Origin of the sequence: Thermophagus sp. OGC60D27, assembly GCF_052400625.1 — a bacterium.
Lineage (GTDB): Bacteria > Bacteroidota > Bacteroidia > Bacteroidales > Marinilabiliaceae > Thermophagus.
Window position 1 is genome coordinate 158,707 of sequence record NZ_JBQTGH010000008.1, and the last position, 16,225, is coordinate 174,931.

The 16,225-nt window shown below is 36.5% G+C and carries 14 protein-coding genes and 1 tRNA gene; 10 read left to right on the forward strand and 5 right to left on the reverse strand.

Translation table 11 applies throughout. The features are described 5' to 3' along the window. Positions 1–160: 160 nt before the first annotated feature. The 4 genes from ACT29H_RS11490 to ACT29H_RS11505 all read left to right on the forward strand — a co-directional run bounded on the left by ACT29H_RS11490 (position 161) and on the right by ACT29H_RS11505 (position 5,522). Positions 161–736, forward strand: coding sequence for a DUF998 domain-containing protein (locus ACT29H_RS11490; RefSeq protein WP_444821773.1), 576 nt, complete (start codon positions 161–163; stop codon positions 734–736). A 1,586-nt stretch (positions 737–2,322) separates the two neighbouring features. After that, a complete protein-coding gene (locus ACT29H_RS11495; RefSeq protein ID WP_444821774.1) occupies positions 2,323–3,417 on the forward strand; it encodes an RICIN domain-containing protein in 1,095 nt (364 codons plus the stop codon). Between the two features lie 710 nt (positions 3,418–4,127). Next, positions 4,128–5,060 (forward strand): helix-turn-helix domain-containing protein, encoded by a 933-nt coding sequence (locus ACT29H_RS11500; RefSeq protein ID WP_444821775.1) that lies wholly within the window; start codon positions 4,128–4,130, stop codon positions 5,058–5,060. Positions 5,061–5,243: 183 nt separating this feature from the next. After that, on the forward strand, positions 5,244–5,522 hold the full coding sequence (locus ACT29H_RS11505; protein ID WP_444821776.1) for a DUF3861 domain-containing protein: 279 nt from the start codon (positions 5,244–5,246) through the stop codon (positions 5,520–5,522). 352 nt (positions 5,523–5,874) lie between these two features. Here ACT29H_RS11505 and ACT29H_RS11510 read toward each other — a convergent pair whose 3' ends face one another. Continuing rightward, positions 5,875–6,417: an REP-associated tyrosine transposase gene (locus ACT29H_RS11510; RefSeq protein WP_444821777.1), complete on the reverse strand. Its 543-nt coding sequence runs from the start codon at positions 6,415–6,417 to the stop codon at positions 5,875–5,877. 1,083 nt (positions 6,418–7,500) lie between these two features. On the opposite strand from ACT29H_RS11510, the gene ACT29H_RS11515 reads away from it, so the two are divergent. The 3 genes from ACT29H_RS11515 to ACT29H_RS11525 all read left to right on the forward strand — a co-directional run bounded on the left by ACT29H_RS11515 (position 7,501) and on the right by ACT29H_RS11525 (position 9,300). After that, positions 7,501–7,857, forward strand: a complete 357-nt coding sequence (locus ACT29H_RS11515) for a DsrE family protein (protein WP_444821778.1) — start codon at positions 7,501–7,503, stop codon at positions 7,855–7,857. A 180-nt stretch (positions 7,858–8,037) separates the two neighbouring features. Beyond that, positions 8,038–8,442: a hypothetical protein gene (locus ACT29H_RS11520; protein WP_444821779.1), complete on the forward strand. Its 405-nt coding sequence runs from the start codon at positions 8,038–8,040 to the stop codon at positions 8,440–8,442. 291 nt (positions 8,443–8,733) lie between these two features. Continuing rightward, positions 8,734–9,300 carry a peroxiredoxin family protein gene (locus tag ACT29H_RS11525; RefSeq protein WP_444821780.1) on the forward strand — a complete coding sequence of 189 codons (567 nt, stop codon included), beginning with the start codon at positions 8,734–8,736 and terminating at the stop codon, positions 9,298–9,300. A gap of 595 nt (positions 9,301–9,895) precedes the next feature. On the opposite strand, the gene ACT29H_RS11530 is transcribed toward ACT29H_RS11525, so the two are convergent. Beyond that, complete coding sequence (locus ACT29H_RS11530; protein ID WP_444821781.1) at positions 9,896–10,567, reverse strand: hypothetical protein; 672 nt, start codon at positions 10,565–10,567, stop codon at positions 9,896–9,898. A gap of 807 nt (positions 10,568–11,374) precedes the next feature. On the opposite strand from ACT29H_RS11530, the gene ACT29H_RS11535 reads away from it, so the two are divergent. Continuing rightward, positions 11,375–11,450 (forward strand) — tRNA-Lys (locus ACT29H_RS11535). A gap of 471 nt (positions 11,451–11,921) precedes the next feature. Here the strand turns inward: ACT29H_RS11535 and ACT29H_RS11540 are convergent. Continuing rightward, on the reverse strand, positions 11,922–12,347 hold the full coding sequence (locus ACT29H_RS11540) for a hypothetical protein (RefSeq protein WP_444821782.1): 426 nt from the start codon (positions 12,345–12,347) through the stop codon (positions 11,922–11,924). A 12-nt stretch (positions 12,348–12,359) separates the two neighbouring features. Next, entirely contained in the window at positions 12,360–12,830 is a 471-nt protein-coding gene (locus ACT29H_RS11545) for a hypothetical protein (RefSeq protein WP_444821783.1), read from the reverse strand. 242 nt (positions 12,831–13,072) lie between these two features. Here ACT29H_RS11545 and ACT29H_RS11550 point away from each other — a divergent pair, with 242 nt between their 5' ends. Continuing rightward, positions 13,073–13,840, forward strand: coding sequence for a type IV toxin-antitoxin system AbiEi family antitoxin (locus tag ACT29H_RS11550; protein WP_444821784.1), 768 nt, complete (start codon positions 13,073–13,075; stop codon positions 13,838–13,840). Beyond that, on the forward strand, positions 13,837–14,766 hold the full coding sequence (locus ACT29H_RS11555) for a nucleotidyl transferase AbiEii/AbiGii toxin family protein (RefSeq protein WP_444821785.1): 930 nt from the start codon (positions 13,837–13,839) through the stop codon (positions 14,764–14,766). The genes ACT29H_RS11550 and ACT29H_RS11555 overlap by 4 nt, the downstream gene beginning before the upstream one ends. A 1,039-nt stretch (positions 14,767–15,805) precedes the next feature. On the opposite strand, the gene ACT29H_RS11560 is transcribed toward ACT29H_RS11555, so the two are convergent. Next, on the reverse strand, positions 15,806–15,985 hold the full coding sequence (locus tag ACT29H_RS11560; RefSeq protein ID WP_444821786.1) for a hypothetical protein: 180 nt from the start codon (positions 15,983–15,985) through the stop codon (positions 15,806–15,808). Positions 15,986–16,225 lie beyond the last annotated feature (240 nt).

The window sequence follows — 16,225 nt, forward strand, 5'->3', positions numbered from 1 at the left end:
CACACAGGCTATACCCAATAAGGGCGATAGTCCAAATTTGAAAATAGGTACAAGTAATGAAGAATAGAAATAAATTGAAATGGACTGGCGTTGAAACCCTTACTGGGCATAGCCAAAACCGTTGTGCGTAGTTTAAGACAAACTCAAACCAATATATAAAATGAAAGATTTTTTTTTAAAGCAAGGTATATATTTACCTATATTATATTTTGGAACTGTAATTATAGCTGGATTATTTGCTTCCGATTATACTCATATTGGACAACACGCAAGCGAATTAGCTATTAATGAAAATCAAACTGCTGGTAGTATTTTTAACATAGGAATTTTTCTTACTGGAATTTCTGCAATCTTTTATGGAATTGGACTGATTTTAAAATTTAAAAGTCAATTTACTATTACTTCAGTTTTGACAATAATCTTCGGTATTACGTTCTTATTTGGAGCAATATATAAAATAGGTTCACCTTGGCACGGACTTTATGGAATTGGATTGTCAATAATGATGCTTCCATTCGCATTTTTGTATGAAATGAAAGACTTCGATATAAGTCGTATGACGAAAATAATTTCCATTCTTTCGGCACTTACTATCTTCCTATATTTTTGGGCTATGGTTGCAAGATTAGACCCAATGGAACAAAGAGGTCTAACTCAAAGAATATTTGGAGTTTTTGTGTTTGGATTTATTTCTTATTCGGCATATGTAACGCATAAACTAAAAACCGTGGAATAAAACTACGCACAATACCGTATATAATTTATTGCTAGTTATAGCCTACTTACGAAAATCCTCGAGGATTTTCTATTCGGTTTTTATTTGCTAAATTAGGTGCCATCGTCGTTGTGGATTTCCGAATCCACAACGCTCTATTTTGGTCGTTGTGGATTTGCCATCCACAACGTCTTAATCCCAGCATTTGCAATCCCGGACTAGTACAATTTTCCTTCATTTTCTGAAATTAGGACTTACTGACTATCTTTCAATTTTTTTCCATCAACTTTTTACCTTTAAATTTGCTTTTGTGGATTGTAAATCCTCTTCTTTAGTTCTGCGTGGATTACAAATCCACGCAGACGTGCAGTCTACATTAAATGTAAAACATCGTCGTTGTGGATTTGTAAAATCGTCGTTGTGGATTTCCGAATCCACAACGTCTTAATCCAGGGATTTGCAATCCCGGACTAGTACAATTTTCCTTCATTTTCTGAAATTAGGACTTACTGATTATCTTTCAATTTTTTTCCATCAACTTTTTACCTTTAAATTTGCTTTTGTGGATTGTAAATCCTCTTCTTTAGTTCTGCGTGGATTACAAATCTACGCAGACGTGCAGTCTACATTAAATGTAAAACATCGTCGTTGTGGATTTGTAAAATCGTCGTTGTGGATTTCCGAATCCACAACGTCTTAATCCAGGGATTTGCAATCCCGGACTAGAACAATTTTCATTCACTCACTGAAATTAGGACTTACTGACTATCTTTCAATTTTTTTCCATCAACTTTTTACCTTTAAATTTGCTTTTGTGGATTGTAAATCCTCTTCTTTAGTTCTGCGTGGATTACAAATCTACGCAGACGTGCAGTCTACATTAAATGTAAAACATCGTCGTTGTGGATTTGTAAAATCGTCGTTGTGGATTTCCGAATCCACAACGTCTTAATCCAGGGATTTGCAATCTCGCACTAGAACAATTTTCCTTCACTCTCTAAAATTAGAACTTACTGACTATCTTTTAATTTTTTCCATCAACTTTTTTTTGGAACAATTTTTGGGGGATTGCAAATCCAATGTTTTTTTCCGGCGTGGATTACAAAGCCACGCCTACGAAGGAATGACAAAGTTTACTTTATGCAAAGTGAATAGCATTTAAAAATAGAACAGAATGTTGCTAAAGAGTAGTATTCTTTAAAGGTAAAAGGTAATTTATAACATTTAACAATTCTTAAACGCTCAAAAAACCGTTAACATGCGTTCAAAAAAATTTAGGCTTTTGGAGGTTCACAGACAAAATATTACATTTGCGTTTTTTCCTTATTTCTTGCAACGGGTGATAGTGAAACCGGCCTAAAATCCCAAACTTTGCTTAATGCAGAACCGTTTTAGAGCATAAGAAAGTTATTCCCTAACTAAAATCCCAAACTTTGCTTACTACAGAACCGTTATAGAGCATAAGAAAGTTATTCCCTAATGAGGAAATGAAGTATAAAATCAGGAGAAAATCTAATAAACCTGTGTAAATAAAAGCTTAGACGAGTTTCTAAAATAGTTAAAAGCAGGAAATTTTTAATATTTTATTAACATTTAATTAAGTAATTATGAAACAACTTTTTTCAAAAGTTATTACAGTAATGATTATCCTTCTGGGAATAACTATAACAGCAGATGCACAACCATCAATATCTGCTGAACTGCCAACCGGGAAAAAAATATTGATACAATCAGCTGTTCAATATGGCAGAAGTAACAAAGGATTTTGGGAAAAGCCAGGCGGTGGTTCAATGGCAGCAAAAGGTGATAATATTCGAGTTTGGAGTTTAGACAATGCTCTAACAAAAAGATTTACTCTTGTAAAATCTAACGAACGCGGTTGGTACGAAATTTATATCGCTGATATACCATCTTCCAGAATAGATGTTGCCAATAACAAAAATATAGGTATATGGGAAAAAAACGGTGGAAACAACCAGAAGTTTCTGTTTAAACATCTCGGCAACGGACGTTATAAAATTTATACAAAAAATGGCAAAATTGTAAACCTTGAAAATGAGGGTGCAAATAATGGAACAAATGTACAAGTTTGGCGTGACCATGATGGCTTGCATAACGAATGGTACATATTAGATGCTGCAACAAAAAAAGCAATACTACCAACAAATAAAGTACTTACTGAAGAAGTAAGTCTTAAAGGAGAAAAAGTTCCCGAAGGAATATATTACATACAATCGGCAATGAGTTACGGACGCAGTAATAAAGGATATTTGGAATTTCCTGGAAAACACCCAGATTGGTACAGAAAAGGCAATTTGATGGATATTTGGACCAAAGACTCAAACCCTAATAAAAGGTTTCACTTTGAGAAAAGTCGTAATAGTGCCTATTACACAATAACATCGGGAGACTATAGTTACAGAGGACTTGCATTAGACTGTAAAGACGGAAAAACAAGTAAAGGGACTCGTATACAGGGTTGGGAAAAACAGGCAAATAATTCGGCACAACAGTTTTATTTAAAACATCTCGGTAACGGCAGATTTAAAATCTACCACAAAAGCGGAAAAGTTATTTGCTTAAAAGAAAACAAAAACGATAATAACGGCAATGATATACACTTATGGGATGATCATAGTGCAATATCTACTGAATGGTATCTGATTAATTCAAGAACAGGTAGACCTTTTATACCACAATAGAAGATAAAAATATAACTAAACAAATAATTATCTTATAAAAGATAATTATTATCATTTTACATTAACCATAGATTTGCAAACTTAAATATTTTATATTTGCGAGTCTATGGTTTTTTTTATAACAAACATTTAAAGTTAAATACAGGAACAGACTGTTATTATCAACAATAACAATCGTTATATTATAAGGTGAAGGAAATTTTAAAAACACGACTGAAATAAATCGAAATTTACTAATTCCATCGTCGTTGTGGATTTCCTAATCCACAACGCACTATTCACAGGATTTGTAATCCCGTTTTAATTACGGTTTTTCCCACTTAGCCATGGTCGTTGTGGATTTCCGAATCCACAACGTCTTAATCCAGGGATTTGCAATCCCGGAAATGAATTATAATTCACCGGCTTTTATACCTGATATATCAATCTCTTTACCTTTGGATTTGCTTTTGTGGATTGTAAATCCACTTCTTTAGTTCTGCGTGGATTACAAATCCACGCAGACGTGTCGTTGTGGATTTCCGAATCCATCGTCGTTGTGGGTTTCCGAATCCACAACGCTCAATTTCCGTGATTTGCGATCCCGTTTAAAATACGTTTTTCCCACTTAGCCAAAAATTATGATTCATTGGCTTTTATGCCTGATAAATCAATATCTTTACCCCACAACCCATTAATTTTAAGTATTTTTGAATCCAATTTTCAGAAAAATGGATAAAAAAAAGGATATCCCCTTCCACAAATATTCCGAAACACCCAATCATATAAGTAATCTAAAAGGATATATACCAGATGGCATCACGGCCGACTTTCCGTTTGTGATGACCTCATTTGGCAACAAGACACAGGCTGCCAATACCATTCACGCGCATCGGCACGACTACTATGAGATTTTGTTCATTGAAGAGGGCGCCGGACAACATATCATCGACTACGAACCCTACGAATTAAAACCGCCTTCCTTCTTCTTCATCTCCAAAGGGCAGATACATTTTTGGCAACTGACAAAACCCCTGAAAGGGAAAGCCATGCTTTTTCCGCGCGAGTTCTTGATTTCGCCTGCCACCAATGCCCGTACCGAAAGCGATATCCTCAACTTCAACAGTCTGAATCAGGCACCACAACTCTGTATCGATAAGCACGATTTACCGTCGCTCGATGAATTACTTAAGGCAATCGATGAAGAATTTAACAGGGGTACCGACCGCTCGCTGAGCGTCATAAGGGCTTACATTCACATCTTATTGGTTAAGCTGATGCGTATCTATAACGAAGAACATGTTGAAAACATTCTGGACCCGACCAATACCATGGTTCGGAAATTCAGACAGTTGGTATCCGATAATTTTTTGAAGATACGTTCCGTTCAGCAATATGCTCAAATGATGGGGATTAGTACCACCCATTTACGGGACACCGTAAAAGCGATTACGGGATACAGCCCGGGACAGATTATCCGGCAGGAATTGGTTTTCGAGGCCAAGCGAAAATTAGCCAATACCGCTCTTACCATTGCCGAAATAGCCTACTCGCTTAACTTTGAGGAACCCTCTTATTTCAGCCGTTTTTTCACCCGCGAAACAGGGGTTAGTCCAATCCAATTCCGCGAAGAAACCAGAAAAAAATATCAACTACCAACTTAGCTTATCCATCTATTCCTTCCACCATTCCAGCCTTCCGTTGAAAAGTATCATCATTCCCGCTTTTAGTGTATTATCTGGCACCGCTGCAGGTCCTACTTTTGTATTGTTCATTATTTATTAATCGGTCAGTCGTCAGGCTGACATTAAATTCAGAAAATCATGTTTAACAAAAAAGGTAAGACCATGAAGTATAAAGTAACCGTTGAAGAAGTATCAGGTGAAGATAGTTTGGTATTCGAAATTAATAACCACGAAAACGTGTTGGAAATTGCCCAAAGGCTTAAAAAACTGCCCGACCTAAATGAAGATGATGCCGCTGCTCTGGGCGTGGGACTAAAACTTTTTTCGGGCGTGATGATGAATAACAAAAACATGCCGCTGTTCAAAGATTTTTTGCCTCATTTCAAGGATTTCATGAAAAACCTTAAGGGAAGTATAAAAAACAGAGGTGAGATTGTGTAATCGGCAGTATATAAAAATAAACGAAACGAGCATGCCTTAAATCAGATCATCTTAACGGTCATGCTCGTTTTTATTTTTTCCATCGTCGTTGTGGATTTCCGAATCCACAACGCTCTATTTCCGTGATATGCAACCCCGTTAAATTACGTATTTTCCACTTAGCCAAAAATTATAATTCATTGGCTTTTATGCCTGATATATCAATATCTTTACCTTTGGATTTGCTTTTGTGGATTGTAAATATCGTCGTTGTGGATTTGTAATCCACAACGTCTTAATCCAGGGATTTGCAATCCACAACGCTTTAATACCGGGATTTGTAATCCACGCAGACGTGACAATGAAAATATAGCTAAAACAATAATTCCACTTGCAACAAGCCGGGCTCACCCGCATAATTTTTTGCAGAGCTATATTTATATTCATGAGGCTCGTCAACTATTTCTGCGACTACAGGATTCATATGGATGTAATTTAATTTCTGCTTCAAAAAATCCTCAAGAAATATCTCTTGTTCAGCATTTCCCCTCTGCCAAACGGTGAAATTTTTTATTTTTTTATTATACCGCCCGGCTTTGTAAAAAATATCCAGCATCCACTCTCTCCGACTTTCTGCTTGCGTTTTAATGGCCTCAACTATTTTTTTGCTGGTAAATTTTTTAAAATCCCTGATAATATCAGAATGTCTTACACCTTCTTTTGCGCCTGAAATCAAATGAAGATGGTTACTCATCAAAACCCAGGCATACAGTATTAACCCTTTATTTTCCTGACAATATTTCAAGGCATCAACTATGATATGCTTATGACAAGGTCGAGTGAATACATCTACCCAGTTTACAACAGTCATGGTAGAAAAATATATCTCACGGGTTATTCTGCGAGCTATATCCATACCTCATTCTTTTCTTCAGTATAAAATTAGGTTAAATCATTGGTCTGATGGAACTCGCATGGCTTAATCAAATTTATACATGTTTTTTTGTGGCAAAAGTTGCCATGCTCGTTTCAATCTGTTTCCTCTTGATTACAAATCTATAATTTTTATCTTTAGTTCTGCGTGGATTACAAAGCCACGCAGACGTGTCGTTGTGGATTTCCGAATCCACAACGTTTTTATCCCGGGATTTGTAATCCCGCACTAGAACAATTTTCCTTCACTCTCTGAAATTAGGACTTACTGATTATCTTTCAATTTTTTCCATCAACCTCTTTACCTTTGGATTTATTTTTTGGGGATTGCAAACCTCGTCGTTGTGGATTTGCAATCCACAACGTCTTAATCCCAGGGATTTGCAATCCCGGGCTAGAACAATTTTCATTCATTTTCTGAAATTAGGACTTACTGACTATCTTTCAATTTTTTCCATCAACTCTATACCTTTGGATTAATTTTTTAGGGATTGCAAATCCAATGTTTATTCCGGCGTGGATTACAATTCCACGCCTACAAGGTTAATTTACGTTTTCTCATCGTCGTTGTGGATTTGTAATCCACAACGTCTTAATCCAGGGATTTGCAATCCCGCACTAGAACAATTTTCCTTCACTTTCTGAAATTAGAACTTACTGACTATCTTTCAATTTATTTCCATCAACTCTTTACCTTTGGATTAATTTTTGGGGGATTGCAAATCCAATGTTTATTCCGGCGTGGATTACAAATCCACGCCTACAAGGTTAATTTACGTTTTCTCATCGTCGTTGTGGATTTGCAATCCACAACGTCTTAATCCAGGGATTTACAATCCCGCACTAGAACAATTTTCCTTCATTTTCTGAAATTAGGACCCACGCAGACGTGATTGTAAATCACGCATACTTCACAAACCACCCCATCATCGAACCACGCCCCAAAAGTTAACACCTATTAATTTTCCTTAATCTATTGTTAAAATAGATTTTCACTGTCAGGAAAAAGAAAATGCACCGACCAATGTAGTAAATCAAAACAAGTCTCACTTAAAAATAAACAGTTATGACAAAGATTGCCATTTTAGTGTTTTCTGACACCAACAATGCAGAAGCATTAGGAAAAGTTGCCAATGCCTTTACCCTGGCCAGTGAAGCCGATGAAGCGGGCGACCAACTTAAAATCATTTTCGAAGGCGCCGGAACCAAATGGATTGGTGAACTGGAAAAAGAAGACCATAAAGTGCATGCGATGTACAAGGCCCTAAAGGATAAAATAACAGGCGCTTGTTCGTTTTGTGCCAAGGCTTACGGTGTAAAAAGCCAGGTGGAAAAGGCCGGTATTCCCTTATTAAGTGAATACAAGGACCATCCCAGCATTCGCACCCTCATCGCCGAAGGATTCCACATAGTAAATTTCTAAACATTAATATTTTAAGCGAATGGGACGAACATGAACAACCACTTTAGTGCCCAGGCAGAAAGGAATTTAACTTAATTAAATTTCATCATTGCAGCATGACAAAGTAGGGTTATTGCAAAAAAGATTCACGAAAATCTATTCATACCCGTTCCATTCAACCAATAATTAAATTTTACAATTATGAAAGCAAAATCAATTTTAGTAACTCTAACACTGTTCCTTTTGGTATCCCTGTCGGCCATATCACAATCGGATGTAAAGGTTATAGCGGTGGTGAATCATGCCGAATGGTGCCCTACCTGTCAACACCATGGCGAACGAGCACAGGAAGCCTTTAAAGAAGGTAATACCGATGGTGCCATACAATTTGTGGTCAATAATCTGACCAATGACGACACCAGGGCGCAATCGGCACAGGCCTTAAAAGATGTAGGCCTCGATAAGGCTATGACCAAACATAAAGGTACCGGAGTGGTCTATCTGTTTGATGCAAAAAACAAAACATTTATTGACAAAGTCAGTGTGGCCAAAAGTAACGAAGAAATAAAACAGGCTCTGGCCACTGCCAAAAACAAGGCAAAATAAGTTATGCTTTCAAGCAGAAGAGGCTGTCCCGAAATGTTTTGGACAGCTCCTTTTTTTAAACCCGAATAATGCATTAGAACTTCGTCGTGAGAATTAAAAGTGCAATCAATCAAGAACTTGTTGAAATGAGGCATAGCAACGCTATGGTGAATTGAAACAAGTTAGCTTGCGACTTGATTGGCAGCAATTTTAATTCGTAATAGATTTTCTAATGCATTTTTCGGGTTAAAAGTTTTGCCTGCACTTACCCATTTGTTTTGAACACTGAATAGTTGGAAAAAATAACATACGATGAAACTACAAACAGGAAACAGAGCCATCGACTTTGTGGCCAAAGACATTAATGGTAATGAAATACGATTATCGGATTACCGGGGCCGAAAAATAATTCTTAGTTTTTTCAGGAATGTCAGCTGCCCCTTTTGCAACCGAAGAGTGCACCAATTGATGTGGCATAATAATCGGTTTAAGAATGCCGGGGTACAACTCATCTTTTTATTTGAGAGTTCCAATGAGAAGCTACTGTCCAGCTCTTTTCACCGCGGCATCAGTCCCTGGCCATTAATTGGCGACCCGGAAAAGAAAATTTACAAGCAATACGGTGTGGAACAATCCACCCTCAAACTGATGAAGACCATGTTGGTTGCCAATTTAAGTCAGGCCAAAAAGGAGACGAAAGAGCTCAATCTTCCTAAAGATAAAGACGCCAGCATGAATCTTGTGCCGGCCGATTTCCTTATTGACGAGGACTTTAATATTGTAACTGCGCATTACGGAAATCATTTGGATGACCACATCGATATGGACGAATTAAAGTCCTTTGCCGGCATTGAAAGTCGGTTCAGAAAATCCGGTTAAATCAGTCTATTTCCATAACACGAAGGGGCCTAAAGCCCCTTTCTTTTTACCCTGGTGGTGGATTTAAAACCCGCTAACCATCATCACCATCGTCGTTGTGGATTTATAATCCACAACGTCTTAATCCAGGGATTTGCAATCCCGGACTAGAACAATTTTCCTTCACTTTCTGAAATTTGGACTTACTGACTATCTATTAATTTTTTCCATCAACTCTTTACCTTTGAATTTGCTTTTGTGGATTGTAAATCCACTTCTTTAGTTCTGCGTGGATTGCAAATCCACGCAGACATAGGATTGCGAAATCCAATGCTTTTTTCCGGCGTGGATTACAAAACCACGCCTACGAGGGTTGTTTTTATCTTTAAATCAACATCGTCGTTGTGGATTTGTAATCCACAACGTCTTAATCCAGGGATTTGCAATCCCGGACTAGAACAATTTTCCTTCACTTTCTGAAATTTGGACTTACTGACTATCTATTAATTTTTCCATCAACTCTTTACCTTTGAATTTGCTTTTGTGGATTGTAAATCCACTTCTTTAGTTCTGCGTGGATTACAAATCCACGCAGACATAGAGGATTTAAAACCCGCTAACCATCATCACCCTGGTCAGACTCTTCTTTTGATGCCTCGTCCCATCTGTTTCGTGGTATATTCAATGGTTTCAACGGCTCATTGATGGAGAATATGCACACCACAGCCAGCAACCTGTTTTTTATGAGTTGATAATCAAGATTCGTATTATCCGCGAAATAAATAATTAGCCCAGACCTCGATATGTCGCCTGATCCCATAATAAATTCATGTAAATCACGAAAGTAGTCGTCTGACTCCCCAACTTTTCTTATATAGTCTAAATACTTTCCATTAATATTCACCCTCAGCTTTTTACTATTTGTTCCGGTATCACGGGTTGTATCAATATGTGCCATATCCACATACCAAAACTCATTGAATGTATTTTCTTCAATTTTTTCTAAAAACGAAAATTTAGCTTCACTTTTAATCGGCACCATAAAATGACCTTCAAACATCCTTGCTCTCAGATTATTAAAATATAGTCGATATGCACTATTTATGTCCTCAACACCAGTCTCTTCTTTCACCAAAATGTCAACATAATCGATTAAAAATATTATATCATCGAGCTCTTCCTGATTAAATGTCTTAACAAATGCTTTGTCCGATTTTAAATCAGACCTCTCATTACAGCTCAATAGCAATACAAAACAAAATGTAAATAATATTTTCTTACAAAGCATAACCGTTTTTTACGTTGTTTGATATTTTGCCAAAACCATAATCATTGAATAATTACAACTTTTTGACTCAACATAATCTCATTGAGTAGATATTCAAAACTCCTTTCCTATATAAAAGCCATCCCTTTAAATGATGTCATTTATAATAATTGGAAGAACAATTCGAACACTGTTATGAAGTTTATGTTACATTTTAAAAATACGTTGTTTTTTTCTTTAAATCAACCTATTAAAAATAAATCAGACAGCAATTAAGGGGATTGCGAAATCCACATCTTTAATTCTGCGTGGATTGCAAATTACGCAGACGTGGTTAATTTTTGGGGGATTGCAAATCCAATGTTTTTTCCGGCGTGGAGTTCACCGTCTTTTCTGTCATCGTCGTTGTGGATTTGCAACATCGTCGTTGTGGATTTGTAATCCACAACGTCTTAATCCAGGGATTTGCAATCCCGGACTAGAACAATTTTCCTTCACTTTCTGAAATTAGGACTTACTGACTATCTATTAATTTTTTCCATCAACTCTTTACCTTTGAATTTGCTTTTGTGGATTGTAAATCCACTTCTTTAGTTCTGCGTGGATTACAAATCCACGCAGACATGGGGGATTGCGAATTCCACATCTTTAATTCTGCGTGGATTGCAAATCCACGCAGACGTGGGTTCAATAAGTGCCACCCAAATGTGGTTGTAGATTTCCCACCTTCGCCATTTTCTTATCAAAGAAACCCGCAACAACGAAAAAAATAGATGATTATTACTAAGATTTTTTACCAAAATGTGTACTTTTGCCCATCCCCAATACCGGTCCGTAGCTCAGCTGGTAGAGCAGCTGACTCTTAATCAGCGGGTCCAGGGTTCGAGTCCCTGCGGACCGACCAGAAAAGACGATTCGAAACATTTCGGATCGTCTTTTTTTTGGTGCTTCTGTCATGGTGAAACGGCTTTCATTACAGATTCCTCCTTCGTAGTGAGTTGTAATTCCCGCTGCTTCGATGCGACTCAATCGCATGTCGCGATGGTTGCTTTTTTCTTTCCGCTCCCTTGGTCGTTGTGGATTTGCAATCCACAACGCATCAGTTTAGGGATTTGTAATCCCGTGCTTATCTCGATAAAAATTTAATCACATTTAAATTCTTTTTCTTTTGATTTATTTATACGGTTTGAAAATCCATTTTTTAAGTTTTGCGTGGATTACAAGTCCACGCGGACGTGACTGTTTACTGCCGAAAAAAGCATTATAACACGAAAAATCGGAACTGTTAAACCCGAAGTGTTTGAAAAAGTTACCGATAAACTTTTTGAGATTATAAAGCATTAAAAAAGCCCGGCAAGTCCGGGCTTTTTTAATGCTATGGATATGTTATTGTAAAATCACTTTTCTTTAAATCCTCCAGACTCAGGTCATACCGCTTTAATATCATATAACCGTCTTGGATTTCTTCCCATGTGTATTTGTTTAGGGTGTCAGTGTGGAAAATATAAACAGACATGGTATCTTGTGGCAAATTCTCAAAGATTTCTTCCCATTTAATACCACTATCATAGATGTACCTTGAACTCGCTTTTATTTCATTAATAATATATTGATTGGATGTAGGAAGCGTTGTATCAGGGTACAATGTTCCAAAATTACCTCCTAAAGCAAAATAACAACCAATTGAGTGATTTGCTTTATTTTCTAAGTACACAGCATATCTATTATCCATTGCTTTCTCACATTTATAAAAATTCGAGAGAAGTAATATGACCATTATTATTTTAACCATCTTCTTCATTATTACTTAATTTTATCGTCTACTACGAGGATACATAGTTTCGTAAATGCTCCAATCTACTCCATAATGTTTACTAAAATATCTTGAAGCATGTCGGTTTGCCCTCATTTCATACCATCTAAAATCATGAGTAGTAACACCATATGGTTCCCCATCAACCTGAGAAGCTCCTGCTGCACTAATTATACTTGGTGCTCCAATAGCTAATAAGTAAGAAATACCAAAAATTTGACTATCAAAGGTATGTCCGTACTCATGCATGTATAGTGGGTCAGAAATTACTCTATCTTCAAAATTGCCATTAATTTCATCCCAAATAGAAACATTAACAAAATTACCTAAAGACATACCACTTCTTCCATCTTGATTTTCCCGAGTAGCAAAAGTTGCTCCACCAAAATAATCAACCCTATCTACTCCTCCAAATGTATTTCTGAGTTGTGTCCAAGTATGCCTTGGTCGTTGTGGATTTGCAATCCACAACGCATCAGTTTAGGGATTTGTAATCCCGTCCTTATACTCAATAAAAATTAAATTGCAATTAAACCTTTCAATAATTTCCAGCTTAGATTGAACAATATTTCAGAGGCTGTCCAAAAAGTAAAGGACAGCCTCTTATACCAGGTGTTGGGATAAATTATTCTAAGGCTAAGCAAACACCTCAAAAAATCCACCAATCATGATAACATGGATTATTTTTTTATATTTGTTATAAAAAGTATAGCGTGACTACCCAAAAAGAAACATATTTAAAAAAACTATTCAAATTACTACAACCCGGCAGTGTCGTTACAAGCAGTTGGTTGGTATCTTGTGGCATATCACGAAACTTACAAAAATATTATCTCAAAAGTGGCTGGTTGGAAGCCATCGGGCGAAGCGCCTATAAAAAACCGGGGGATAAAATTGAATGGCAAGGAGCTTTAAATGCCATACAAAAACAAACCAAAATTAAAGTTCATGTAGGTAGTGTATCAGCTCTAGCCTTACAAGGTTTTAGCCATTACTTACGTATTAGCGATAATTCCCTGCATTTATTTTCACCTTTAAAAACAAAGCTTCCCAAATGGTTTGTCAATTACAATTGGGACCTTAATATACAGCATCATTTAAGCTCCTTTTTACCCCTGAATACAGGAATCAAAGAATGGGAGCAGGAACAGATTCAAATAGAAGTTTCCTCCCCCGAGCGGGCCATCTTGGAATGCTTGTATTTAGCACCCCAAAAGATGGATCTTATAGAATGTTACCACTTATTTGAAGGTTTAGTAAATTTAAAGCCCAAATTAATTAATGAGCTTTTACACAATTGCAATTCAGTAAAAGTAAAACGATTGTTTCTTTATTTTGCCGAAAAAACAAACCACCAATGGATACATTTCATTGAACCCCAAAAAGTTGACTTAGGAAAAGGGAATCGGATGATCGTTAAAAATGGGGTATATATTCCAAGATATTTACTGTCAGTTCCTAAAGAATTGGCTCAATTATGATTTCACCCACATTTAAAGAGCAGGTAGACTTACTTTTACAAGTCATTCCTTACGTAGCAAAAGAACAAATTTTTGCCTTAAAAGGAGGTACTGCAATCAACCTTTTTGTTCGTGATATGCCTCGCCTGTCAGTTGACATTGATTTAACCTATTTACCACTGGATTCAAGAGATAATGCTTTAAAAAATATTCAGGATGGGTTAAGCCGAATAAAGGTTGACATAGAAAAAAATGTTCCGGGCGTAAAAGTTCTCGCCGTTCCTTTAAATAATGAAAGAACTGAAGTAAAATTAAATTGTCAAGGTAAAAAAGCCCAGATAAAAATGGAAGTCAACACCATTACACGTGGCAATGTTTTTCCCACTCAATTAATGCAGGTAGTGAATTCGGTACAGGATGAATTCGGCAAATTTGCTGCCATCCAAGTGGTTTCTATAGCTGAATTATATGGAAGTAAAATATGTGCTGCAATTGACAGGCAACATCCTCGAGATATTTTTGATGTAAAACTACTTATGGAAAACGAAGGATTAACCGATGAAATTTGGGAAGGAGTAAAAATCGGAATGATTAGCCACTATAAACCTATCCATGAGTTACTAAAGCCCATCTTAAAAGACCATAAATCAGCCTTTAATAATCAATTTGCAGGTATGACTTCGATTGAATTTACTTATGACGATTATGAAAAAACAAGAGCCACATTAATAGAAACCATCAAACAAAGACTTACGGATAATGATAAAGAGTTTTTGTTAAGTTTCGAGATGGGTGATCCCTGCTGGGATTTATTTCCATACCCTGTATTGAAAAATTTACCTGCCATTAGATGGAAGCTGCTAAACATTCAGAAATTAAAAACCAATAATTTGCAGAAACACAAACAACTAATTAATAAACTCAAAAAAACCTTATACGAAATATAAATACATTTTGCGAAAATACACCACCATTTTTCCTCTTCTATATAATTGCCACAACCATTCTATCCCATTGTTGTGTAGTGTTATTCCATCCGGCTTCGATGCAAATCAATCAAATGTCGCCATCCATTGTCTTTGTGGATTTGCAATCCACAACGCATCAGTTTAGGGATTTGTAATCCCGTCCTTATACTCGATAAAAATTAAATCACATTTAAATTCTTTTTCTTTTGATTTATTTATACGGATTGAAAATCCATTTTTTAAGTTTTGCGTGGAGTGATCCCTGCTGGGATTTATTTCCATACCCTGTATTGAAAAATTTACCTGCCATTAGATGGAAGCTGCTAAACATTCAGAAATTAAAAACCAATAATTTGCAGAAACACAAACAACTAATTAATAAACTCAAAAAAACCTTATACGAAATATAAATACATTTTGCGAAAATACACCACCATTTTTCCTCTTCTATATAATTGCCACAACCATTCTATCCCATTGTTGTGTAGTGTTATTCCATCCGGCTTCGATGCAAATCAATCAAATGTCGCCATCCATTGTCTTTGTGGATTTGCAATCCACAACGCATCAGTTTAGGGATTTGTAATCCCGTCCTTATACTCGATAAAAATTTAATCACATTTAAATTCTTTTTCTTTTGATTTATTTATACGGATTGAAAATCCATTTTTTAAGTTTTGCGTGGATTACAAGTCCACGCGGACGTGAGCTTATACCTAGTGTTGGGAAAGGTTATACCTAGTGTCGGGAAAGGTTATACCTGGTGTCGGGATAAGCTTGGTCGTTGTGGATTTCCCAATCCACAACGCTTTAATCCCGGGATTTGTAATCCCATTTAAATTACGTTTTTTCCACTTAGCCAAAAACTATAATTCATTGGCTTTTATGCCTGATATATCAATATCTTTACCTTTGGTTTTGCTTTTGTGGATTGCAAATCCACTTCTTTAGTTCTGCGTGGATTACAAATCCACGCAGACGTGAAAAGGTTATACCAGGTGTAGGGATAACCCTACTACTACCATCCCACCTGTTTCACATTCAACCGCCCCGATACTATCGTCATGGATTTAACAAAAGAGATAATAAGACACAATAAGGTGCTCACCTTTCCCCATTCCACCCTTCCCCCATTCCACCATCGTCGTTGTGGATTTCCCAATCCACAACGCTTTAATCCCGGGATTTGTAATCCCATTTAAATTACGTTTTTTCCACTTAGCCAAAAACTATAATTCATTGGCTTTTATGCCTGATATATCAATATCTTTACCTTTGGTTTTGCTTTTGTGGATTGCAAATCCACTTCTTTAGTTCTGCGTGGATTACAAATCCACGCAGACGTGAGGCATAGCACCGCAATGGTGAATTAAAACAAGTTAGCTAGCGACTTGATTGGCAGCAATTTTAATTCGTAATATATTTTCTAATGCATTTT

What these genes read in the sequence shown, in the direction of transcription:
- ACT29H_RS11540 (WP_444821782.1), bottom strand. Translation starts at nt 12,347, where the DNA reads ATGAAGAAGATGGTTAAAATAATAATGGTCATATTACTTCTCTCGAAT.
- ACT29H_RS11530 (WP_444821781.1), bottom strand. Translation starts at nt 10,567, where the DNA reads ATGCTTTGTAAGAAAATATTATTTACATTTTGTTTTGTATTGCTATTG.
- ACT29H_RS11555 (WP_444821785.1), top strand. Translation starts at nt 13,837, where the DNA reads ATGATTTCACCCACATTTAAAGAGCAGGTAGACTTACTTTTACAAGTC.
- ACT29H_RS11500 (WP_444821775.1), top strand. Translation starts at nt 4,128, where the DNA reads ATGGATAAAAAAAAGGATATCCCCTTCCACAAATATTCCGAAACACCC.
- ACT29H_RS11495 (WP_444821774.1), top strand. Translation starts at nt 2,323, where the DNA reads ATGAAACAACTTTTTTCAAAAGTTATTACAGTAATGATTATCCTTCTG.
- ACT29H_RS11505 (WP_444821776.1), top strand. Translation starts at nt 5,244, where the DNA reads ATGAAGTATAAAGTAACCGTTGAAGAAGTATCAGGTGAAGATAGTTTG.
- ACT29H_RS11525 (WP_444821780.1), top strand. Translation starts at nt 8,734, where the DNA reads ATGAAACTACAAACAGGAAACAGAGCCATCGACTTTGTGGCCAAAGAC.
- ACT29H_RS11515 (WP_444821778.1), top strand. Translation starts at nt 7,501, where the DNA reads ATGACAAAGATTGCCATTTTAGTGTTTTCTGACACCAACAATGCAGAA.
- ACT29H_RS11520 (WP_444821779.1), top strand. Translation starts at nt 8,038, where the DNA reads ATGAAAGCAAAATCAATTTTAGTAACTCTAACACTGTTCCTTTTGGTA.
- ACT29H_RS11490 (WP_444821773.1), top strand. Translation starts at nt 161, where the DNA reads ATGAAAGATTTTTTTTTAAAGCAAGGTATATATTTACCTATATTATAT.
- ACT29H_RS11510 (WP_444821777.1), bottom strand. Translation starts at nt 6,417, where the DNA reads ATGGATATAGCTCGCAGAATAACCCGTGAGATATATTTTTCTACCATG.
- ACT29H_RS11560 (WP_444821786.1), bottom strand. Translation starts at nt 15,985, where the DNA reads ATGGGATTACAAATCCCGGGATTAAAGCGTTGTGGATTGGGAAATCCA.